This is a genomic window from Bradyrhizobium sp. 4, from assembly GCF_023100905.1.
Classification (GTDB): Bacteria; Pseudomonadota; Alphaproteobacteria; order Rhizobiales; family Xanthobacteraceae; genus Bradyrhizobium.
In genome coordinates this window covers 3,684,368-3,706,685 of the sequence record NZ_CP064686.1, presented here as the reverse complement: position 1 = coordinate 3,706,685, position 22,318 = coordinate 3,684,368, and the positions used below count along the sequence as shown (strand labels likewise).

Annotated in this window: 22 protein-coding genes; 7 read left to right on the top strand and 15 right to left on the bottom strand. The window is 63.8% G+C overall.

The window, feature by feature from the left end; all coding sequences use genetic code 11:
* Positions 1–5: 5 nt before the first annotated feature.
* On the bottom strand, positions 6–773 hold the full coding sequence (locus IVB45_RS17075; RefSeq protein ID WP_027569870.1) for an outer membrane beta-barrel protein: 768 nt from the start codon (positions 771–773) through the stop codon (positions 6–8).
* Between the two features lie 179 nt (positions 774–952).
* Positions 953–2,209 (bottom strand): FAD-dependent oxidoreductase, encoded by a 1,257-nt coding sequence (locus IVB45_RS17070; RefSeq protein WP_081747959.1) that lies wholly within the window; start codon positions 2,207–2,209, stop codon positions 953–955.
* A 119-nt stretch (positions 2,210–2,328) separates the two neighbouring features.
* Here IVB45_RS17070 and IVB45_RS38915 point away from each other — a divergent pair, with 119 nt between their 5' ends.
* The gene (locus tag IVB45_RS38915; RefSeq protein WP_256379190.1) at positions 2,329–2,463 is read left to right on the top strand and encodes a hypothetical protein; all 135 of its coding nucleotides are present in this window, start codon (positions 2,329–2,331) and stop codon (positions 2,461–2,463) included.
* A 72-nt stretch (positions 2,464–2,535) separates the two neighbouring features.
* Here the strand turns inward: IVB45_RS38915 and IVB45_RS17065 are convergent, their stop codons facing one another.
* Complete coding sequence (locus tag IVB45_RS17065; RefSeq protein WP_247361213.1) at positions 2,536–4,050, bottom strand: caspase family protein; 1,515 nt, start codon at positions 4,048–4,050, stop codon at positions 2,536–2,538.
* Positions 4,051–4,260: 210 nt separating this feature from the next.
* Here IVB45_RS17065 and IVB45_RS17060 point away from each other — a divergent pair, with 210 nt between their 5' ends.
* The 4 genes from IVB45_RS17060 to fabA all read left to right on the top strand — a co-directional run bounded on the left by IVB45_RS17060 (position 4,261) and on the right by fabA (position 8,978).
* Positions 4,261–5,226, top strand: coding sequence for an AraC family transcriptional regulator (locus IVB45_RS17060; RefSeq protein ID WP_247361216.1), 966 nt, complete (start codon positions 4,261–4,263; stop codon positions 5,224–5,226).
* Positions 5,227–5,524: 298 nt separating this feature from the next.
* Positions 5,525–7,105, top strand: coding sequence for a DEAD/DEAH box helicase (locus IVB45_RS17055; RefSeq protein WP_247361219.1), 1,581 nt, complete (start codon positions 5,525–5,527; stop codon positions 7,103–7,105).
* Between the two features lie 166 nt (positions 7,106–7,271).
* Positions 7,272–8,339, top strand: a complete 1,068-nt coding sequence (locus IVB45_RS17050; RefSeq protein ID WP_247361221.1) for a GGDEF domain-containing protein — start codon at positions 7,272–7,274, stop codon at positions 8,337–8,339.
* 108 nt (positions 8,340–8,447) lie between these two features.
* On the top strand, positions 8,448–8,978 hold the full coding sequence (gene fabA / locus IVB45_RS17045; RefSeq protein WP_027569864.1) for a bifunctional 3-hydroxydecanoyl-ACP dehydratase/trans-2-decenoyl-ACP isomerase: 531 nt from the start codon (positions 8,448–8,450) through the stop codon (positions 8,976–8,978).
* A 2-nt stretch (positions 8,979–8,980) separates the two neighbouring features.
* Here the strand turns inward: fabA and IVB45_RS17040 are convergent, their stop codons facing one another.
* From IVB45_RS17040 to IVB45_RS17000, 9 genes are all read right to left on the bottom strand, one after another.
* Positions 8,981–9,412: a TfoX/Sxy family protein gene (locus IVB45_RS17040; RefSeq protein WP_247286203.1), complete on the bottom strand. Its 432-nt coding sequence runs from the start codon at positions 9,410–9,412 to the stop codon at positions 8,981–8,983.
* Positions 9,413–9,547: 135 nt separating this feature from the next.
* A complete protein-coding gene (locus tag IVB45_RS17035) occupies positions 9,548–9,958 on the bottom strand; it encodes an iron-sulfur cluster assembly accessory protein (RefSeq protein WP_081747958.1) in 411 nt (136 codons plus the stop codon).
* A 74-nt stretch (positions 9,959–10,032) separates the two neighbouring features.
* On the bottom strand, positions 10,033–10,404 hold the full coding sequence (locus IVB45_RS17030) for an SUF system Fe-S cluster assembly protein (protein ID WP_007591551.1): 372 nt from the start codon (positions 10,402–10,404) through the stop codon (positions 10,033–10,035).
* Complete coding sequence (locus IVB45_RS17025) at positions 10,401–11,648, bottom strand: cysteine desulfurase (protein WP_247361223.1); 1,248 nt, start codon at positions 11,646–11,648, stop codon at positions 10,401–10,403. The genes IVB45_RS17030 and IVB45_RS17025 overlap by 4 nt, the downstream gene beginning before the upstream one ends.
* Entirely contained in the window at positions 11,645–12,949 is a 1,305-nt protein-coding gene (sufD, locus tag IVB45_RS17020) for a Fe-S cluster assembly protein SufD (protein WP_247361226.1), read from the bottom strand. Before sufD ends, IVB45_RS17025 begins: the two co-directional genes overlap by 4 nt.
* Before the next feature lie 11 nt (positions 12,950–12,960).
* Positions 12,961–13,710 carry a Fe-S cluster assembly ATPase SufC gene (gene sufC / locus IVB45_RS17015; protein ID WP_247286209.1) on the bottom strand — a complete coding sequence of 250 codons (750 nt, stop codon included), beginning with the start codon at positions 13,708–13,710 and terminating at the stop codon, positions 12,961–12,963.
* A 131-nt stretch (positions 13,711–13,841) separates the two neighbouring features.
* Positions 13,842–15,338 (bottom strand): Fe-S cluster assembly protein SufB, encoded by a 1,497-nt coding sequence (sufB, locus tag IVB45_RS17010; protein ID WP_027569858.1) that lies wholly within the window; start codon positions 15,336–15,338, stop codon positions 13,842–13,844.
* Positions 15,339–15,454: 116 nt separating this feature from the next.
* On the bottom strand, positions 15,455–16,594 hold the full coding sequence (locus tag IVB45_RS17005; protein WP_247361228.1) for a cysteine desulfurase family protein: 1,140 nt from the start codon (positions 16,592–16,594) through the stop codon (positions 15,455–15,457).
* A gap of 51 nt (positions 16,595–16,645) precedes the next feature.
* On the bottom strand, positions 16,646–17,839 hold the full coding sequence (locus tag IVB45_RS17000; RefSeq protein ID WP_247361230.1) for an acyltransferase family protein: 1,194 nt from the start codon (positions 17,837–17,839) through the stop codon (positions 16,646–16,648).
* Between IVB45_RS17000 and IVB45_RS16995 the strand changes: the two genes are divergently transcribed.
* The gene (locus tag IVB45_RS16995; protein WP_247361232.1) at positions 17,830–18,834 is read left to right on the top strand and encodes a LytTR family DNA-binding domain-containing protein; all 1,005 of its coding nucleotides are present in this window, start codon (positions 17,830–17,832) and stop codon (positions 18,832–18,834) included. The genes IVB45_RS17000 and IVB45_RS16995 overlap by 10 nt on opposite strands.
* Positions 18,835–19,183: 349 nt before the next feature.
* Positions 19,184–19,831, top strand: a complete 648-nt coding sequence (locus IVB45_RS16990; RefSeq protein ID WP_007591562.1) for an alpha/beta hydrolase — start codon at positions 19,184–19,186, stop codon at positions 19,829–19,831.
* A 121-nt stretch (positions 19,832–19,952) separates the two neighbouring features.
* On the opposite strand, the gene IVB45_RS16985 is transcribed toward IVB45_RS16990, so the two are convergent.
* The 3 genes from IVB45_RS16985 to IVB45_RS16975 form a co-directional block, all read right to left on the bottom strand.
* Positions 19,953–20,276: a multidrug efflux SMR transporter gene (locus IVB45_RS16985; RefSeq protein ID WP_247361234.1), complete on the bottom strand. Its 324-nt coding sequence runs from the start codon at positions 20,274–20,276 to the stop codon at positions 19,953–19,955.
* A 10-nt stretch (positions 20,277–20,286) separates the two neighbouring features.
* A complete protein-coding gene (locus IVB45_RS16980) occupies positions 20,287–20,964 on the bottom strand; it encodes a glutathione S-transferase family protein (RefSeq protein WP_247361236.1) in 678 nt (225 codons plus the stop codon).
* Between the two features lie 106 nt (positions 20,965–21,070).
* Positions 21,071–22,174: an anhydro-N-acetylmuramic acid kinase gene (locus IVB45_RS16975; protein ID WP_247361239.1), complete on the bottom strand. Its 1,104-nt coding sequence runs from the start codon at positions 22,172–22,174 to the stop codon at positions 21,071–21,073.
* Positions 22,175–22,318: the final 144 nt, after the last annotated feature.

The following is a 22,318-nucleotide window of genomic DNA, read 5'->3' as shown; positions in this document are numbered from 1 at the left end:
CCCACTCAGTAGCGGGCGATCACAGGCGCGTCGAACTTGTAGCTGGCGCGCACGACGGCCCACTGGAGGTCGCGCGGCTTGGCATCGAAGCTGTAATTGCCCGAGGTGCCGCCGAGCTGATAGGTCTGGCTACCGAAAGCTGCGTAATTGTATTCGAGGCCGACGATCCAGTTGCGGGTGATGCCGTATTCCCAGCCGGCACCGACGGTCCAGCCGTTGGCCCAATGGGTCTGACCGCCAGAACCGGTGGCCGGACCGACCGTATCGGTGACCGACAGACGGTTGTTCACGCCGGCATAGCCGCCCTTGATGTAGAACAGGTTGTTCTGCACGGCGAAGCCCGCGCGACCAACGACGGTGGCAAGCACATTGGCGCGCCAGGAGAACACGTCGTCACCCGCGCCGAACGCGGTGTTCAAGAACGAGCCCTTGTTGTCGAGGCCCGAGATCGTGCCTTCCATACCGAACACGTAGTTGTTGGCCTGCCAATTGTAGCCGATCTGGGCGCCGCCCAGGATGCCGGAGTTGCGCTGACGGTAGCCCTGCCCCGGGGTCAGATCGCCGAACGGCGCGCCGGTCCCGTTGTTGATGAACTGCTCGTTGGTCCATGCTCCGCCGATGTGACCGCCAACATAAAAGCCGGTCCAGTTGAACAGCGGCTCCGCATAGGCGGGCGCCTTCGTGTAGCGCGCACCAAGATCGGCGGCGGAAGCGGCGCCGGTCGAAACCAGAGCGGTCGTGCAGGCGAAGGCGGCAATCAACTTGTTACGCATGGTACACCCCGTGTCCTTTGATGGGTGCACGCTCACACGCAGTTCTTACTCAAATTTGAATCAAGACAGTTAAGACGCCGAATTGGCAAGCAGCGCGCCTTCAATCCATCTGAACTGTTGTACGCAGGCAACGCGCTGAGCGCGATTTAACGCCGCGTTATCCCTACCGAGTCCTTGCGCTACCGTGCCGGCGCAGCCTTCGACTGCACGTGCTCGGGCCGGACGCCGAGCGCGAGCAGACGCGCCGGAATGCCCTGGAGCCACGGCAGCGCGGTGATGAGGCGCACGATCAGCGGCACTTTCAGCGGCCGGTCGCCGCCCTGCAAGGCGCCGCTGATGATGTTGTTCTGCACGATCATCTGCATTCGCTGCGTCATCTTCACCGGGAATTCGCGGCGACGGCGCACGGCATCGAGTTCGTTCTCCGACGGGGCGCCGTTTTGCAGCTTGTCCGCCAGCAAATTTGCGGTCGCGACCGCATCCTGCACGGCGAGATTGACGCCGACGCCGCCGACCGGCGACATCGCATGTGCGGCGTCGCCGATGAGAAGCAAGCCGGGCCGCGTCCAGCGCGGCAGGCGGTTGATCGCGACGGTGAGCAGCTTGAAATCGTCGAAGCTCTTCACATCGGCAATGCCGCTCTTCAGGATCGGCGCCATGCGAACGACGTCGTCGAGCAGCGCCTGCAATCCCCTCGCCTTCACCGCGTCGTATTGCCCCTTGGCGATGACATAGGCGCATTGCCAGTAGTCGCCGCGGTCGAAGGTGATCATCATCTTGCCGGGCTCGACGCGCGCGAACACGTTCTCGGTCTCGTTCGCCTTGCGGCCGACGCGGAACCACAGCACGTCCATTGGCGCGCCGATCTCCTCGACCTCGAGGCCGGAACGCTGGCGCACGGTCGAATGCCGGCCGTCACAGGCGATGGTGAGATCGGCTTCGATGTCCACGATGCCGTCCGGCGTATTCGCCCGCACGCCGGCGATGGTCTCGCCGCGGCGGATCAGATCGACCGCTTCCGTGTTCATCATCACCTTCAGCGAGGCGAAGCGCTGGCCGGCCTCGCGCAGGAAATTCAGGAAATCCCATTGAGGCATGAAGGCGATGAAGGGGTACTTGGTGCGGAGGCGGCTGAGATCGGCGATGCGAACGGGGGTACCGCCGAACAGGCCGTCCATCTTTTGCAAGCGCTGATGCGGCAACTTCAGGAATCCGTCGATCAGGCCGAGCTCGTCCATCACCTGGAGCGTCGAGGGATGCACGGTGTCGCCGCGGAAGTCGCGGAAGAAATCCGCATGCTTCTCCAGCACCACGACATCGATGCCGGCGCGCCCCAGAAGATAGCCGAGCATCATGCCCGCCGGTCCGCCGCCGACGATGCAACACCGCACTTTCAGCGAGGCGCCTTGGAGATTCTGCGACGTATCGGGTTTCACGGCCGGGGTTCTCATTTAGGGTCAAGGTTTCTGTGCAGTGCAGCAAGCAAGATTCATTTGCCGCGATTGTGAATGGCCGTTAGCCTTTACGCCAATTCCGACTCATTCAGGAAATTGCAGTGCAGACAATCCTCATACTGCTCGGCGTCTGGATCCTGATCAACGTGCTTTTCGTCTTGATCATGATCGCACCGCGCAGGCCGCCGCTTGCGCCGGTGCGCATCGAACGGAACGGCTATCCGTACGAGGAGTAGGAGAAGCTCAAGAGCTTCATCAGGAAGCGCCGCGGGTAACAAGAAGCGCGCGCGACGCCTTCGGCCGCCTCATCAATTATTGCTGCGGTTCGCGCTGCGGAAGCTTTTGATCTCCGACACGCTGCCGTCGCGATAGGTCAGCTCCACCGAGATGAACTGCGTTGCCGGCGCGAGCTTCATGTAGAGCGGCATGCCGGCGCTGATCGCACTGGGATCGCGCATGTCGCAGCCCGGCATCTTCAACACCTGGTTCGGAACGGCGGTGTCGATGCCGATGCGCACCTCGCGGATGGCGCAGCGGTAAGACACGAGGTGCGTGTAGTAGACCAGCAGCCCGTTGAACTCGCGGAATGACAGCCAGCTCGTCGCGGTCATGTCGAGGATCTTGCGCTGGTCGCGGATCAGCGCGGCCTCGGGATCGAACCTGATCGGGAATGGGCCCTGCATGTCACCGGACTGGTCGACATAGCGGACCTCGATGGTGCCGGCCTGCGCATCCGGCGGCAATTCGATCGACGGGTTCGGCATTCTCTTGCGCGTGCGCGGGTCGAGCGTATCGATGAAGCCGGTTTCGCGGAAATCGCCATTGCCGGCCATGCGCCAGGAAACGCCGAGCGTCGGATCGGCAAAGGAGAACACCACGCTCCAGCCGCCATTGTGGCGCGAGAAGCTCGCGATCGGCGCGTTGGCGGTCTCCTCCTTCGGCACGCGCGGCACCGACACTGGCGGCAGCACCGCGAGCTTCTGCGCCGGCGGATCGGCCGGGCGCGCGGCGACATCCTTGGCGATGCCGCTGAGGAAGACGTCGTCGACCATCTGATCAAAATAGACCGGCACCTGCCTGTGCTTGACGGTGTCGGCCATCTCGCTGACGAGACGGCGCGTACGTTGCGCCACCTGCACCAGGTTCTCGCCGGGCTGGAGCAGCTCTTTGGCGAAGGTGCGCGTGAACACCGAATTGGGATTGGCGTCGTCGTTGGAGAGGCGGTCGAGCGCGGTCTGGCGCGGGCCCGCGGAGAAGACCGAGAACACGCCTTCGGGCAGCTGCACCATCGGGGCAAGCCCGCCACCGCCGGAGACGGCGCGGGTACCCTTGCGCTCGAACGGGTTGTTGCGGCAGGCGTCGAACACCAGGATCGAGGTTCGCGCCTTCTTGTTCTGGAGGCGCTCGACGATGCGATCGGCCAGGATGGAGGCGTCACGCACCAGCTCTTCCTGCCCTTCCGTCGCTGCCGGCACGTCCGTCGGCAGCAGGTAATTCTGGCCTGCGATCTCGAAGCCGTGGCCGGCATAGAAGAAGAACGCGGTGTCGCCGGGCTCGATCGTCCGATCGAACGCAAGCAGCGTCTCCGAAAATTGCTGCCGGCTCTGGTTTTCGGCGAGCATCACCGAGAATCCGAGCTGCTTCAGCGTATCGCCCATGGTGCGGGCGTCGTTGACCGCCTTGAGCAGCTTCGGAACGTTCCTATAGTCGTTGTTGCCGACGACGAGCGCGACGCGCTTCTCGGCACAGGCGGGAAGCGCGAAACCGCTGAGGCCGGCCGCGAGGCCAAGCGCTGCCAGTACTCTGAAAAGCCGACGTGTCATCGAAAATCCCTCAAGCACGGCCCACGCCGGTTCCTTCGAACAGCGGTTCATGGGAACCGCATCGTTGATGTGATAGTCGGCCCAGCCATAGCGCTGGTTCAACAGCCCTGAGGACTCAGGTCTGTCGTCTAGCCTATGGTAGATGCCACCGGAATTTGCTTTTTCTCGGTCAATTCTTGTGGGCAATTCCGCTGGAAGCGAGGGGACGCCGTGTATCGCTGGTGCACCGACGAGGTCGAGCCGCACGACCGCTTCGACTTTTGGCGCGAGGTGCGCGCCAAGGGCCTGTTCGGCGTCACCGTCGAACTCGAGCGCGAACGCCGCGCGGACTTCTTCGGCGAATTCTCGCTGTGTCAGCTTGGCGGAGCCGGCCTCGTCGAGCTGAAGGCTTCGCATTACACGGTCGAGCGCAGCATGACCGACATCGCTGACGCGCCGGGCGACAGCCTCTGTGTCTATCAGCAACTCGGCAGCGGAGCCTGGTTCGGCGGCATGCGCGGCAGCGACTTCACAATCGCCAACGGCAGCTTCGCCACCAGCCATACCGACCAGCCTTACCGCGCCGCGCCGCTGGGCGCGGGAGGCTTCCACCTGCGGATCCTGAAGATTCCCGTGAGCGGTCTCTCCACGCAGGACAAGCGCATGCGCGAGCTTGCGCCCCGGACGTTCGTCGATCCCAGCCTGGCGCCCCTACTCGACGCCTGCTTTGCCGACCTCGGTACGGTTGCCGCGGGTGATGACGGCGCCGCCGATGCCGCCCCCCTCGTCCAGGCTTTAGCCCATCTGGCACTGATCGAGCGCGGCATCCTGCGGCCCGGCAGCCGCCTCGGGCAGGCCGCGCTGCGGACCGCCCGGCTCTCGCTGGCACGACGCCTGATCGCGCGTCACCTGCAAGACCCGGATATGGCGCCGACGATGGTGGCCGACCTTCTCGGCGTGTCGGTCCGTCACCTGCACATGCTGTTCGAAACCGCGGCCAAGAGTTTTTCGCAAACCGTGACGGACGAACGCCTGAACCAGAGCCGCCGCCTGATGCGCGAAGCCCCGGACCGGCTGATCGCCGACATCGCGACCGCCTGCGGCTTCGACAGCCTCGCGACCTATTATAGGGTCTTCAACGCCGCCTATGGGATGGCCCCCGGCGACTTCCGCGCCCAGGGTCCGGAAGGGCGTTAGCCGACGTTGGACAGCTCCGGCCGACCGCTGGATTGGGCGGAAAACCGCAGCCTCGCCCGCTATTTGAGCGAAAACCTCAGGTTTTTTAGGGCCTTCCCGCGGCTGCTCCATTGACTTTGGCCGATTCCGCCCTATGTTCCGGGTCGACGCGGCTCGGTATCGAAGAGCGATTCCTGAGCTTGGCGCTTTGTTCGCGTGAGTCAGCACCCCCAGCTTCTTTGAGAGCGCGCCGTTTTGGGGTGGAACGCGACAGCCTTATTACCCTCGAATCCGAACGGCGGTTTCGACCAGAGGCTCAATGTCTTTTACCCATCTCGGACTATCCGAAAAAGTCCTCGCCGCAGTGGCGGCCACCGGTTACACCACCCCCACCCCCATTCAGGAACAGGCGATCCCTCACGTCCTTGCTCGCAAGGACGTTCTCGGCATCGCCCAGACCGGCACCGGCAAGACCGCCGCCTTCGTGCTGCCGATGCTCACCATTCTCGAAAAGGGCCGCGCCCGGGCGCGCATGCCGCGCACGCTGATCCTTGAGCCGACCCGCGAACTCGCGGCGCAGGTGAAGGAAAACTTCGACCGCTACGGCGTGGGCCAGAAACTCAACGTCGCCCTCCTGATCGGCGGCGTTTCCTTCGGCGACCAGGATGCCAAGCTGACGCGCGGTGTCGATGTGCTGATCGCCACTCCCGGCCGCCTGCTCGACCACACGGAGCGCGGCGGCCTGCTGCTCACCGGCGTCGAGCTGCTCGTCATCGACGAAGCCGACCGCATGCTGGACATGGGCTTCATTCCCGATATCGAGCGCGTCTGCAAGCTCGTCCCGTTCACGCGGCAGACCCTGTTCTTCACCGCGACCATGCCGCCGGAGATCCGGCGCATCACCGAAACCTTCCTGCACAATCCGCAGAAGATCGAGGTATCGAAGCCCGCCACCACCGCTGTCACGGTTACGCAGTGTCAGGTCCCGGCCGGGCGCGAGGCGCACGAGAAGCGCGAGCTGCTTCGCCGACTGCTCCGCGAGGCCAAGGATCTCCAGAACGCGATAATCTTCTGCAATCGCAAGCGCGATGTCGCCGTCGTTCATAAATCGCTGCAAAAGCACGGCTTCAGCGTCGGCGCGCTGCACGGCGACATGGATCAGTCGGCCCGCACGGCGGCGCTCGAACAGTTCCGCAAGGGCGAGCTGCCGCTGCTGGTCGCATCCGACGTCGCCGCCCGCGGCCTCGACATCCCCGAGGTCAGCCACGTCTTCAATTTCGACGTTCCCCACCATCCCGACGACTATGTCCACCGCGTCGGCCGCACCGGTCGCGCAGGCCGGTCCGGCATGGCGATCTCGCTCGTCACGCCGCCCGACCAGAAGTCGATGGTGGCGATCGAGAAGCTGATCGGACAGAGCATTCCGCGCGCCGAAGGCGATTTCGAAGTCCGCACCGATGCTTCCGATGCGAGCGAGCGTCCGCGCGAGCAGCGCGGCCGTGAACGTTCACGCGGCGGACGCGGCAAGCCGCAACGCGGTCGCGAGCGCAGCCAGGAGCCGCGCGAAGCGCGTGGCGAGGCACAGCCTTCAGCCGAAGCACGGTCCGCTCCCGAAGCAAGGCCCGCTTCCGAAGCAAGGCCCGCGCGCGAGGCAAGGCCTCCGCGTGAAGCCAGATCTTCGCGTGAAGCCAGACCTTCGCGTGAAGCCAGGCCTCCGCGCGAAGCCAAGCCATCATCCGAGCCGCGTGACGGTGCGCGCGAGCAGGCCAATCCGTCGCATGTGCCGTCGATCGGCCGTCCCGAGCCGCGCCGCCAACGCGAGGCCGACAGCGAGCCGGGCGACCACTCGCATCTGCCGGCCTTTCTGCTGCGTCCGGTTCGCTCCCCAGCCGGCGCCTGAAGCCCGATGCGCGCCCGGCTTTGGTTGAAATAAAGCTTGCGCGCACTTTTCTGGACGTATTCGTGGACGTATATTTACGGGGCGTTCACGATCGTCCGTTAGCCTACGAACATAAACTAAGTATTGCTGCGGTCGACGGCACGCCGATCGCTGTGGGGTATGTTCCGTGGTCAAGGTGCTCGACGAACACGAACGCACGATGGCGTTCGCCGAGGTGGCGCTCGGTCAGATCCGATCGCTACGACAGACCGCAATTCCCCGCAATTACGAGATCTGGTTCGTCTACGCCACCGGCTACAATGCCCCGCTCAACAAGATCATCAACGAGACACTGGCGCGGAGCGGCACGCTGACCGAAGCCGATCTCGATCAGATCTACGAGACCTACCTCTCCCACATCAAGACCACCGACCGCATCGACAAGGTCGGCGCGCGCGTCATCGGCGAGATCGACGACGTGATGAAGGTACTCGGTGACGCGCTCGGGATGACCGGCTCCTACGATGCCAGCCTGTCGGGCGCGACCGAAAAGCTCTCATCGGCCAAGAGCCGCGAGCAGATCAAGTCGATCGTCGAGACGCTGCTGCATTCGACCAGCGAGATGCGCGAGACCAACAAGGCGCTGGAAGACCGGCTGACGCTGTCGAAGAGCGAGATCAGCAACCTCCAGCAGAGCCTGGAGGCGATCCGCGCCGAGAGCCTGACCGATCCGCTGACGGGGCTCGGCAACCGCAAATATTTCGATCGCATGATCGACATGGCCGTGCAAGGCGCGCTCGCCTCCCGCGATCCGCTGTCGCTGCTGCTGGTCGACATCGATCATTTCAAGTCGTTCAACGATTCCTACGGCCATCTCACCGGCGACCAGGTGCTGCGGCTGGTCGGCCTGTCGCTGAAGCAAACCATCAAGGGCCAGGACATCACCGCGCGCTATGGCGGCGAGGAATTCGCGGTCGTGCTGCCCAACACCGCGCTGCGCCAGGCCCTCACGGTGGCCGATCACATCCGACGCGCCGTGATGGCCAAGGAACTGAAAAAGAAGTCCACCGGCGAAATCCTAGGCCGCGTCACCATCTCCATCGGCGTCTCCATGCTGAAGCAGGGCGACGACACCGATGCGCTGATCGAACGCGCGGATGCCTGCCTGTACGCCGCCAAACGCAACGGCCGCAACCGCGTGATCTGCGAGGCCGATCCGGAATTCGCGGTCGAGACGCACAACCGGGTGGCGTGACGCCGAAGCCGCGCACCGCCACCTGCGCTTGACATTCTGGCCTGACGAACGACATCTCCCTCGCCGTCTCGAGGCGTCCGACTGCGAGCATCCGGAGGACTTGTCGTCTTGCCCAACCCGCATGATTTTCACACGCCGCAACCGTCCTACACCAGGGACGACCTGCTGAGATCGAGCGAGGGCAGCTATTTCGGCCCCGGCAACGCGCAATTGCCGGCGCCGCCAATGCTGATGATGGACCGCATCACGGAGATCAGCCTGGACGGCGGCGAGTTCGGCAAGGGCCATATCGTCGGCGAGCTCGACATCGCGCCAGGCCATTGGTTCTTCGATTGCCACTTTCGCGGCGATGCCATGATGCCGGCGTCTCTGGGACTGGATGCCATGTGGCAGATGATCGGCTATTGGCTCGGTTGGTCGGGCTCAGCGGGCAAGGGCCGCGCGATCGGCGTCGGCGAGGTGGAGTTCACGGGCTCCATCACACCGGACACACGATGCGTGCGCTACGAGGTCGTCATGCGCCAGGTGAGGCGCGGCAGGCTGGTCCTGGGATTTGCCGACGGCCGCGTGCTGGCTGACGGTGTCTGCGTTTACATCGCCAAAGACATGAGGGTTGGCCTGACAAAGGCCGTGGACTGAGCCTAACCCAGTCGCCTGGCGCGCTTCCCAACCGCTTTCTTTTTGCTCGCCTTCTTCCGCGCTTTCGCAGGCTTGGCGGCCTTCTTCGCCGCCTTCTTGACCTTGGGCCGCTTCTTCACCTTGGCGCGCTGGGCGGCGGCGAGAGCCGCCTTCGCCCACTGCGCAAGCTCCTCGGAATCGTCGAACAGGCGGGCCGGCAGCTCCCAGTAGGAGTTCACCAGCACCGTCTTGGCGCGGGTCGCGTATTGGAATGGCTTCGAGCCTTCCGCTTCAAAGTCCGGGATGGTCATCTCGTCGGCGCGAAAGAACAAGCCGGCACGCAGAGACAGGGCGAAATTGATGCCGTCGGCGGAGATGCCGTAGCCGGAAAACATTTTTCGGATGGCGACGGGGCCGAAATCGGCGAACAGGTCGATCAGGAATTCGCGGTCCATGGCAGGCTTCCCGGGGCGAGCAGCCCAGCCTTCATACCACCGCCGTCATTGCGAGCGAAGCGAAGCAATCCAGATTGTCGCCGCAGAGACAGTCTGGATTGTTCGTCGCAAGTGCTCCTCGCAACGACGGAAAAACTACCCGTCGATCTGCGCCGGGCGCAGTTCGACCGACTCGCCACAGCCGCAAGCGGAGATCTGGTTGGGATTGTTGAAGACGAACTGGGCCTGCATCTTGTCGGCCTTGTAGTCCATCTCGGTGCCGAGCAGGAACAGCACGGCCTTCGGATCGACCAGGATCTTGACGCCCTTGTCCTCGACGACCTCGTCGGTCGGACGAACATCATGGGCGTATTCGACGGTGTAGGACTGACCGGCACAGCCGCCGTTCTTGACGCCGACGCGCAGGCCCACGATCTCGGAATCGGCCCGCTGGGTCAGCTCGTTGATGCGCTGGGCAGCAGCGTCCGTCAGCCGCATCACCTGCGGGCGCGGCCGCCGCGGCTTCGGAGTGGATGCTGGTGTTGAACCCGACGATATCTGTGTCATGTCAGTGATGTGGTCCGTTGCCGAGCGAATTCAATGCCAAGGATCTAACGAGAATCTAAAGCCAGGGTTACGCGTCACCACATGTTGAGCACGAGGCGGGCCTCGTCGCTCATGCGTTCCGGCGTCCAGGCCGGCTCCCAGACCACCTTGACGTCGACCACGCCGACGCCGGGGACACTGGCGACCGCGTTCTCGACCATCGTCGGCAACTCGCCGGCGGCCGGACAATTCGGCGTCGTCAGGGTCATTTGCACGTCGACGGAACGATCGTCCTTGATCTCGACCTTGTAGATCAGGCCGAGCTCGTAGATATCGGCCGGGATTTCCGGGTCGAACACGGTCTTGAGCCCGGCGATGATCTCGGTGGTCAAACGCTCGGTCTCCTCAGGCGGCAGTGCCGACTGGGTTTCCATCGGATTGGCTTTGATTTCGGCCGTGTCACTCATGCGAACAAATCCCGCGCCTTCAACAGCGCCTGTGCCAGATGATCGACTTCTTCCCGCGTATTATACATGCCGAACGACGCCCGGCATGTGGCTGTGACGTTGAACCGCTCTAAAAGCGGCATCACGCAATGGGTGCCGGCGCGCACCGCGATGCCCTGGCGGTCGATCACGGTGGCGACGTCATGGGCGTGGGCGCCCTTGAGCTCAAAAGAGATCACCGGGCCCTTGCCCTGTGCCGTGCCGATCAGCCGCAGCGAGTTGATCTCGCGCAGCTTGTCCTGGGCGTAGGTGACGAGATCGTGCTCGTGCGCGGCGATACGCTCCTTGCCGATCGAATTGACGTAGTCGATGGCGGCGCCAAGCCCGACGGCCTCGACGATCGCCGGCGTGCCGGCCTCGAATTTGTGCGGGGGATCGCCATAGGTGACGATGTCGCGCGAGACTTCGCGAATCATCTCACCGCCGCCGTTGAACGGACGCATCGCGACGAGGTGGTCGTACTTGGCCCAGAGCACGCCGATGCCGGTCGGACCGTAGACCTTGTGGCCGGTGAAGACGTAGAAGTCGCAGCCGAGGTCCTGGACATCGACGGGCAGATGCACGGCGCCCTGGCTGCCGTCGACCAGCACGGGGATGCCGCGGGCGTGGGCGATCTTCACGACGTCCTTGACCGGAACGATGGTGCCGAGCGCATTCGACATCTGCGTGATCGCGACCAGCTTGGTCTTCGATGTCAGGAGCTTCTCGAATTCCTCGATGAGGAAATTGCCCTCGTCGTCGACCGGCGCCCATTTGATCACGGCACCATGGCGTTCCCTGAGGAAATGCCAGGGCACGATGTTGGAGTGGTGCTCCATGATCGAGATGACGATCTCGTCGCCTTCTTTGATGTTCGGTTCACCCCAGGACGAGGCGACGAGATTGATTGCCTCGGTCGCATTGCGGGTGAAGATCACTTCCTCGGTCCGGGCAGCGTTGATGAACTGCGCCACCTTGGTGCGGCCGCCCTCATAGGCCTCGGTCGCGGCGTTGGCGAGATAATGCAGGCCGCGGTGCACGTTGGCGTATTCGGAGGTGTAGGCCTGCGTCATGCGGTCGAGCACGACGCTCGGCTTCTGCGCGGAAGCCGCGTTATCGAGATAGACCAGCGGCTTGCCATAGATCTGCATGGCCAGCGCCGGAAAATCCTGGCGCACGCGCGCGACGTCGTAAGAACCGTTCTTGACTGCCGGATGCGTGCTCATTGGCGCCGCTCCAGCCAGCGCTCGGCAATGCCGATCACGTGCTCGCGCAGATCATCGTCGGCGATCTGCTCGATCGCCTCGCCGACGAAAGCCTGGATCAGCAGCGCCTGGGCCTGCTTCTCGGGCAGGCCGCGCGCCTTCAGGTAGAACAGGAGGCTGTCGTCGAGCGCGCCGGCGGTGGCGCCGTGACCGCAGGAGACGTCGTCAGCAAAGATCTCGAGCTCGGGCTTGTTGTCGGCTTCCGCTTCGTCCGAGAGCAGCAGCGCGCGGATCATCATCTTGCCGTCGGTCTTCTGTGCATCGGGACGAACGATGATGCGGCCCTGGAACACCGAATGCGCACGGTCGTCGATCACGGCGCGGAAGACCTCGCGGCTCACACAATTCGGCACGGCGTGGTCGACCACCAGCGTGGTGTCGCCATGTTCGGTCTTCTGCAACAGGTTCACGCCGTTGACGGAGAGCTCACTGCCCTCACCCGCCAGCGTGATGAAGCCCTGCAGACGGCTGACCGCAGCACCGGTGGTCATGTTGAAGAAATTGAACTTCGTGTTCGCACCGATCGCGACGAACTGCGAGGTGATGTTCACCGCATCCGGCGAATCATCCATCAGGCGGATATGCGCGACGTCGGCGTTGTCGCCGACCGAGAGGATGACGGCATCGCTGACCTGGTAAGCCTTGGCGCCGGCCGCGACGAAGCTCTCGATGATGGTGGCACGAGCGCCCTTCCCGACCGCGACCTGCGAGCGGGTGAACGTCGACGCGGAAGACGAGATCGCGATGTGGATGATCTGGATCGGCGCGGAGAGCTGCACGCCGTCGGCGATATCAAGCACGACACCGTCGGTGGCCATCGCCGCGTTCAGCGCGATCACCGCATCGGTTGCCGCGGTCTTCAACAGACCGGAATCTTTGTCCAGCGTCTCCCGCAAGGTCTTAACGCTCACCTCGGAGGCCAGCGCCTTGAGGTCGGAGAGGTCGGCAGCGAACACGCCGTCGACCAGCACCAGCTTGCGGGCGCCCGCGATCGCGTGCGCTTTCACGGCGTCCGCGGCGCGCTTCAACGCAGCCGCATCGGGTGCAGCCGCAAGCGGCAGCACCTCGCCGACCAGCGCGCGCAGATCGGTGTATTTCCATTCCTCGATCCGGCGGTGCGGCAGGCCGAGACGCTCATAGGTCTCGAACGCCTCGCGGCGCACGGCGATCACGGAAGGCGAACCCGGCAGACGGCCTTCGGCGCTGGCGAACAGATCGCTCACCGCGCGGCCGTTTCCGGTCTTTGCCACAGCAACGTTCATCGCAAAATTCCTTACGCGTCCTCGTACTGGGCGTAGCCGGACGACTCCAGCTCCAGCGCCAGGTCCTTGGCACCGCTCTTCACGACACGGCCCTTCGACATCACGTGCACGACGTCAGGCACGATGTAGTTGAGCAGCCGCTGATAGTGGGTGATGACGACCATCGCGCGCTTGGGCGAATGCAGCGCGTTGACGCCGTCGGCTGCGATGCGCAGCGCGTCGATGTCGAGGCCGGAATCCATCTCGTCGAGGATGCACAGGCTCGGCTCGAACAGCGCCATCTGCAGCACCTCGTTGCGCTTCTTCTCGCCGCCGGAGAAGCCGACATTGACGCCGCGCTTGAGCATGTCCTGCGGGATGTTCAACGACTTCGAGACGTCGCGGACTTTCTTCAAAAAGTCCGGCGTCGAATATTCGCTCTCGCCGCGCGCCTTGCGCTGCGCGTTCAGCGCGGTGCGCAGGAAATTCATGGTGGAGACGCCGGGAATCTCGACCGGATACTGAAACGCCAGGAACACGCCCTTGGCGGCGCGCTCGTTCGGGGCCATCGCGAGCAGGTCTTCGCCCTTGAACAGGATCTCGCCGGCGGTGACCTCGTAACCAGGCTTGCCGGCGATGACGTGGGACAGGGTCGACTTGCCGGAGCCGTTCGGCCCCATGATCGCGTGGATCTCGCCCTCGTTCACGGTCAGCGTCAGCCCATGGAGGATCTCACGCTCCTCGACACGAACCTTCAGGTCTTTCACTTCGAGCAAAGCCATATCTTGTTTCCATCTATCTCCTCAACCTGAGGAGCGCCGCAGGCGCGTCTCGAAGGATTGAGGCCAACAATCTTTCCGTATCCATCCTTCGAGACGGCCGCTTACGTGGCCTCCTCAGGATGAGGCCGGCGCTAGCCGACCGATCCTTCGAGCGAGATCGAGATCAGCTTCTGCGCTTCCACCGCGAATTCCATCGGCAGTTGCTGCAGCACGTCCTTGACGAAGCCGTTGACGACGAGGCCGACCGCCTCCTCCTGCGTGAGGCCGCGCTGGATGCAGTAGAACAGCACGTCCTCGGAGATCTTGGACGTGGTGGCCTCGTGTTCGAACGTCGCCGACGAGTTCTTGGCTTCGATGTAGGGCACGGTGTGCGCGCCGCATTTGTCGCCGATCAATAGCGAATCGCAGGCGGTGAAGTTGCGCGCGCCGGTCGCCTTGCGATGCGCCGTGACGAGCCCGCGATAGGTGTTCTGCGACTTGCCGGCGGCGATGCCCTTGGAGATGATGCGGCTCGACGTGTTCTTGCCGAGATGGATCATCTTGGTGCCCGAGTCGACCTGCTGATAGCCGTTCGAGATCGCGATCGAGTAGAATTCACCACGCGAATTGTCGCCGCGCAGGATGCAGCTCGGATACTTCCAGGTGATCGCCGAACCGGTCTCGACCTGGGTCCAGGAGATCTTGGAATTGTTGCCGCGGCAGTCACCCCGCTTGGTGACGAAATTGTAGATGCCGCCCTTGCCTTCCGAATTGCCCGGATACCAGTTCTGAACCGTCGAATATTTGATCTCGGCGTCGTCGTGCGTGACGAGCTCGACCACGGCCGCGTGCAGCTGGTTCTCGTCGCGCTGCGGCGCGGTGCAGCCCTCGAGATAGGAGACGTAGGAGCCCTTGTCGGCGATGATCAGCGTGCGCTCGAACTGGCCGGTGTTGCGTTCGTTGATGCGGAAATAGGTGGACAGCTCCATCGGGCAGCGCACGCCCGGCGGCACGTAGACGAACGAGCCGTCCGAAAACACCGCCGAGTTCAGCGTCGCATAGAAATTGTCCGAGGTCGGCACCACGGATCCCAGATATTTCTGCACCAGCTCGGGATGCTCGCGGATCGCCTCTGAGATCGGCATGAAGATCACGCCGGCCTTCTTCAGCTCGGCCTTGAAGGTGGTCGCAACCGAGACCGAATCGAACACGGCGTCGACCGCGATCTTGCGCCTGTTGGGGTCTTCCTCGCCGGGCTTCGGCTCGACGCCTTCGAGCATGGCGACTTCCCGCAAGGGAATGCCAAGCTTCTCGTAGGTCTTCAGAATCTCGGGATCGATCTCGTCGAGCGAGGTGATCGTCTTCTTCGGCTTGGGAGCCGAATAGTAATAGAGGTCCTGGAAGTCGATCTTAGGATAGTCGACGCGGGCCCACGTCGGCTCGGTCATGGTCAGCCAGCGCCGATAGGCTTCGAGCCGCCACTGGAGCATCCAGGCGGGTTCGTTCTTCTTCTCGGAGATGAACTTGACGGTCTCTTCCGACAGCCCCTTGGGGGCCTTGTCGGACTCGATCAGGGTCTCAAATCCATAACGATACTGATCGACGTCGATGCGCTTCACGCGCTCGACCGTCTCTTGCACGGCTGGCATTCTATCCTCCGCTCGCGGTTTCAAGGACCGCGGTGGATCATCAAACTCGGACGACTATTACGATGTTTCTTGGCGGGACGCACGCGCTTAGAACCGTTCAAGCCGTGTTTCATCGCTTATCCCTTAAGTAGGGTATTACCGAGCTTTCGCCAAGCCTCTAACGCCCTGTTGATGTCATCCGGCTCCGTGGACCAGCCCAGACTTAGACGCACCGCTCCCTGCGCGACGGTGGGATCATACCCCATCGCCGACAGCACGTGGGACGGCTGCACCTTGCCCGAGGAACAGGCAGAGCCCGAGGACACGGCGACGCCCTCGAGGTCGAAGCCAATCACCGCGGTCTCGGCTTTCAAGCCGGGAGCCGTGAAAAGAACGGTATTTGGCAACCGCTTGACGTCGTCTGAGAAGACCGTGGCGCCGGCCATGGAGCGAATGCCATTTTCCAAGCGATCTCTGAGGGTTGCCATGCGCTCCGCATCTTCCGGCAAAGCCTGAAGGGCAACCCGCACGGATGCCCCGAAGCCGGCAATGCCGGCGACATTCTCGGTTCCGGCGCGCCGGTTCAGCTCCTGCCCGCCGCCCCGCAGCACCGGCGCAAGTCCGGCCACGCCGTCGGCCACGACCAGCGCGCCGACCCCCTTGGGGCCGCCGATCTTGTGCGCAGAAAAGGTCGCAAGGTCCGCGCCGATCACCTTGATATCAAAAGGGATTTTTCCAAGCGCCTGGATTGCATCGACGTGCAGGAGGCCGCCGGCCCCGTGAACGATTCCCGCGACGTCAGTGACCGGCTGCAGCGCGCCCGTCTCATTATTGGCGGCCATGACGGAGACCAACGCCGGCGGGCCATCGCTGAGCAGCGCCTCTAAATGATCGAGGTCGATCACGCCGGAGCGTGTGACCCTGATCTGACCGATCTCATCCGCCGGGAACCGGCCGCCTGCCATTACCGAAGCATGCTCGACGGCCGAGACCAGAAGCCGCTCGACAGGCCCTCCCGACGGCCCCCGCAGGCCCGGCGACAGCGCCAGCGCGTTGGCTTCGGTTCCGGTGGAGGTGAAGACGACGTTCCGCGGCAGCGCGCCTACTGCGGTCGCAAGGACGGCCCGCGCCCCCTCGACAAGCCGTCGCGCCTCGCGCCCCTCGGCGTGAACCGAGGACGGATTGCCGATCAGCTCGTAGGCGGCCAGCATCGCTGCGCGCGCCTCGGCGCGCAGCGGCGTGGTCGCATTCCAGTCGAGATAGACGCGGCTCGGCATGGCGCCCTCTTAGCATCTTTTACCCTCGCGCCAATCGGCAGCCGCCGCACATCAGGCCGGCTGTTGCTGCGCAATTCCGGCCGAGGATCGGACCTCTGTCCGGAGGCCAAACAGTGGCCGTAGCCAGGCGATCCGACGCGCGATCTCGTAGGCGACGAGGCAAGTGAGCGCGGTGCCTGATATTACGATGGCGGCTTCGCTTCCGGCTGATAGCCCGCTGCCCTGCAATGCGTGCGCGATCATGATGATCGCGGTCTGATGCACGATGTAATAGGGAAAGATCGCATCGGTCAGATAGCGGCGCACGGGGCCGTCGGCCGTCAGGTGGCGTCGCGCAAAGCCGAGCACCGCCGCCATCGCCAGCCATTGGTAGCAGCCATAGGCCGAGCTCGCGAACCATCTCAGCATCGGCGATGGCTCGGCCAGGCCGGCACGAAGCAGAATGAACAGGACGAACAGGCTTGCGGCAACTGCGAGCGCAATCCAGCGCTGCCGTTCGATATCGCGCCAGATACCGCCCTCTTTCGCCAGCAGGAAGCCAATCAGGAACGCGGTCGCATGGTCCGCATGGTTGTACCAGTCGCCGAACAGCGCGTGCGTCGACGGGAAGGCCGGAAACAGGAACAAGCGCCAGGCCGCGAACAAAAGGCACGGCAGGACCAGCAGCCCGGGTCCGGTGAGGAGGACAGCCAGTCTCGGGCCGAGCCGATCGGCCAGCATGGGCCGCAGCCAGAGCACGCCGGCCAGCGCGACGGTGTAGACCCATAGATAGACTACGAACCAGAGATGGTTCCAGGTCGGCAGCACGATACAGGGGTTCGGGCAGAATTGCGCTCCGAACGCCAGATAGTGCCGGACGTAAAAATCGGCGAAGCCGGCGGGGTAACCGAGGCTCTCAACGATCTGGAGGTAGGACTGCGGCGGCACGATCACGAACATGCCAAAGATCAGTGGGATCAGGAGTCGTGCCGAGCGCGTGCGGACGAAGGCACCGAGGTTGTACTTGCCCAGCATGAAACGGGTGGCGACGCCGGAAACCAGAAACAACAGCGACAGCCGCCAGGGATTGATGACCAGCATCAGGGGCTCGAGCCAAGTCAGCCGGTGCTCGCTCTTGATGTGAAACCCCCAGGACACGTAGAGCATGCCGACGTGGTAGAAGATCAAGAGCCCGAACGCTAAAATCCGCACCCAATCCAGATCGATGCGTCGTTCCGAAGTCGAAATTTGTTGCGGTGTTGACATGGTTCTCTGCTCCTCGGCGGGACGGCAAACACGGGTTTTGGGCCATGGCTGACGGCCAAAATGCCCCCGAAACGGAGCGTGTCGAGACGGTTTGGGATCAGGACCGGGCGCGAGGGGACGAGGCGTCGGGGTCCGGGACGAGCGGTTGGCCCGGCGGGATCAGTGGCGACGGGACGATGTTCGCCGCCATCGCCGCCGTCTCGCTCGCCATCGGGATCGTCAATGCGCTCTCCGGCGCGCAGGACGCCGCCTGGCGTGGCGACAGCTATGACATTGGCCGGCGACTGTTCTGGGAGCTGTCGAGCATCATCGTCATCTTGCTGCTGGTGCCGATCCTGGTGCTGGCCGTCCGGCGCATGCGCCAGACACGGCCGCTGGCAATTCGGATCGGAATCGCCGCGGTCGCCTTGCTTGGCTTCTCGGCCCTCCACATCACCGGAATGGTAGCGGTCCGGAAATTCCTGCTCTGGCTCGCGGGAAGTGCCTACGACTTCCATTTCTCGTTGGCGGCGGTCCTATACGAGTTCCGCAAGGATGCCGTGACCGCTTTGCTGCTCGGAGCAACGCTCTGGCTGCTCGAAAGCCGGCGCGAGCTGCGGAAGGCCGTGCGGGCGGCGATGCCCATCCCGGCCGTTCCATTGGAGCAGTCGTCCCCCGATCTGATCTGGCTCCGGGACGGCACCAGCCGCATTCGCGTCGTGCCGCGCGACATCCTGTGGGTCGCCTCTGCCGGCAATTACATCGAATACAACCTCGCCAGCGGCATCCAGCACCTGATCCGCGGCACGTTGGCCGCGACCGAAAGCGAGCTCGCCCGCTTCGCCATCGTGCGCGTGCACCGGACCAGGCTCGCCAATCTCGACCGGGTGAGCGCCGTGGACTTCAAGCCGTCAGGGGATTTCGAGCTCACATTCGACAATGGGCAGACGCTTGGGGGCAGCCGCCGCTATCGGCCCGCGGTCGCCTCCCTGGGAGATCGCACCGAGCCGGTGTGAATCGCCACCGGCGATCGCCCGACAAACGATAAACAATCGTGATTCCAATTGGTTGTTGCCACACCACCGATCCTGGCCGTCACCTGGTTGGGTCCCGGCAGCCGTCGGCACGACACTGGCATGACCGGGTAAGCTCTTGAGCTCATTGGGCGATGTTCAAGATGCTTGCTTTTTGACCCTCGCCTCATGTTAGAACGCGCGCGTCAGTTCGCCGCGCGCCGCTCGCGCATCATCCGAGGGCGCCGCTCCACCCTTCCATTCGCGGCTTGATCGGCCCAGCAGCCGACGAAGTCCGCACAATCGGTTGATTGTTGAAGAGCGTCTTCAAGGGATCAATCAAGAGATCATCATGCCTGAAGTTATTTTCACCGGCCCCGCCGGCCGTCTCGAAGGCCGCTACCATCCGGCCAAGCAGAAGAACGCGCCGATCGCGATGGTCCTGCACCCGCATCCGCAGTTCCACGGCACGATGAATCACCAGATCATCTACCAGTGCTACTATGCGTTCGCGCATCGTGGCTTCTCGGTGCTGCGATTCAATTTCCGCGGCGTCGGCCGCAGCCAGGGCTCGTTCGACCACGGCACCGGCGAATTGTCGGACGCGGCCGCGGCGCTCGACTGGGCGCAGACCATCAATCCCGAAGCGCGCGCCTGCTGGGTTGCCGGCTTCTCCTTCGGCGCCTGGATCGGCATGCAGCTGCTGATGCGCCGTCCGGAGGTCGAGGGCTTCATCTCGATCGCGCCGCCCGCCAACCTCTACGACTTCTCGTTCCTCGCGCCCTGCCCGTCCTCTGGGCTCATCGTGCACGGCGAGAAGGACGCGGTGGTGCCGCCCAAGGACGTCAACACGCTGGTTGAAAAGCTGAAGACGCAGAAGGGCATCGTGATCGACCAACAGGTCATCCCCGGCGCCAATCATTTCTTCGACGCCAAGCTCGAGCCGCTGATGGAAACCATCACCGCCTATCTCGACATGCGCCTCGCCAACGTGCGCTGAGGCCTCGTCGCTGAGCCTTGTAGCCCGGATGGAGCGAAGCGAATCCGGGAAGCTCCATCTGCTGAGACAAGGCCCCGGATTGCGCTTCGCTCCATCCGGGCTACCAAACTAAAGCTCGGTTTTAAGCCAGCTTGAGCGCGACGATTCCCATCAAGACGAGCGCGATGCCCGCTAGTTTCATCGCGCTCAAGGTCTCGCCGAACAGCACGACGCCCATGACGAAGGTGCCGGCCGCGCCGATGCCGGTCCACACCGAATAGGCGACGCCGACCTCGAGCACCTTCAAGGCACGCCCGAGCAGGACAACGAAGGCTGCGAGCAGCACGAGCGAGACGATGCTCCATCCAGCGCGCGTGTAGCCCTCCGCATATTTCATCGAGATCGCCCAACCGATATCAAGTGCGCCGGCGATCACCAGCATCAGCCAGGCCATGGATTGCGACATCGGCGTGGGCTCAGGCCGCAAGCTTGAGCAGATGCGCGTCGTGGCGCACGAGGAAGGCGCGCAGCAATTGCGGATAGTCCGCGCCCACCGCAGTACGGACGCTTGGACGCTTTGCCAGCTCGGCGCGCCACGCGCGCACCTTCGGTAGATCCTTGAAGATGCCGAGTTCGGTCACTTCATCGAACACATCGAAATAGCGGAAGACGGGAGCGAACACCGCATCGACGAGACTGAACGCATCGCCGGCAAAGAATGGGCTTGCGCTGAGCGCGGCCTCGACACGCGCGAACTTCGCCACGAGTGCCTGGCGCTTACTCTCAAACGTCGCCGGGTCGGTCGTGGTCTCCAGCCCCCAGAGATCGCCGAGAATCGCCGAGCCGAACTCCATCCAGGCGCGATGCTCGGCACGCTCGAGCGCATCAGTCGGATGCAGTTTTCCGCCGCCTTGCGTCTCCTCGATGTATTCGCAGATCACGTTGCTCTCGAACAGCGCGACCTCGCCCTTGTCGGTCGCAACCACCAGCACCGGCACCTTGCCGAGCGGCGACAGTTTGAGAAACCAGTCCGGCTTGTTGGCGAGATCGATGTCGACCCGCTCGAACGGGGCACCCTTCTCGTTGAGCGCGATCACGGCCCGCTGCACGTATGGACAAAGCTTGTGGCTGATCAGTTTGAGTGAAGCGGTCATGGCAAAGATCCCGGCGGTTGGATGCAACTGCATCCAATATAGATGCAGTTGCATACATTCGTCAAGTTCGTGCATTTGCATCGACCGGTATCGATGTAGGATCACCTCACGGCCGCGCGATCACCCCGCCTGTCATCGGCATCGGCACGCCCGTGGTCGCGGGATACGACAGCGGCAGGCCCTTTAGGCCGCGGGCAGCCAGGAAGCCGAAGGCCTGCGCCTCGATGGCGTCGGAGGCCCAGCCGACTGTCTCGGCGGCCTCGACAGTGGCGGACCCCACGCGCTCCCGCAGCATCTGCAGCATGGTCCGGTTGCGGGCGCCGCCGCCGCAGACGATCCAGCTTCGCGGCCTGCGTGGCAGCAGCGGGACGATGCGGGCGATGGCCGCCGCAGTGAAGGCGGTGAGCGTCGCGGCGCCATCGGCCGGCGCGATATCGCCCAGCTTGAGGGCAGCAAAATCGTTGCGGTCGAGCGATTTCGGCGGCGGGCTTGCGAAGAACGGCAATTCCAGCGCCCGTGCAATCCAGGCCTCGTCGGCCTTGCCGAGCGCTGCGAACTTTCCGTCCGCGTCGAACGCCTGATTCATGGTGCGGTACATGAAATCGTCGAGCAGCGCGTTGCCGGGCCCGGTATCGCAGGCGATCAGCGTGTCGTTGCCGTCGATATAGGTGATGTTGGAGACGCCGCCGATATTGACGACAACGATCGGCCCTTCGCGCTCCAGCGAATGGACGAGCGCCCGGTGGTAGACCGGCACGAATGGCGCGCCCTGCCCGCCGGCCTCGACGTCGGCGGCGCGGAAATCATGCATCACCGGGATATGGATCGCCTTGGCCAGCGCCGGCGCATCGCCGATCTGCACGGTCAGTCGCTTCTCGGGGCGGTGCAGCACGGTCTGGCCGTGGAAGCCCACGATGTCGATGTCTTCCGGTTTCATCCGGTTCTGGGCGACGAAGGTGGCAACCGCCTCGGCATGCGCGAGCGTCACCGCGCGTTCGGCGTCGGCCAGAACTCCCGGCCGGGCATCGCGCTGCGGCAGGTGCACCGCCTCGCTCAGCGCCTGACGCAGCAGGTTGCGCTCCGCCGGGCTATAAGGCCGGTAGCCGGACGGCCCGAACGCCTTCACCTGCTTTCCGTCGGTTTCGATCAGCGCAACATCCACCCCATCCAGCGAGGTGCCGCTCATCAAACCGAGTGCCGTCAACATCATGGATCAGCGTCCTCAAGAGACCCTTCCGGCATGCCGATCTTGTGCCAGAGGGACACATCTTATAATGCCACAGGCCAAAGTAGCGGGCAGCAATCGAGTTCCCATAGAAGACCCTTAAATTGCTCCCAAAACAGTAAACCAAGA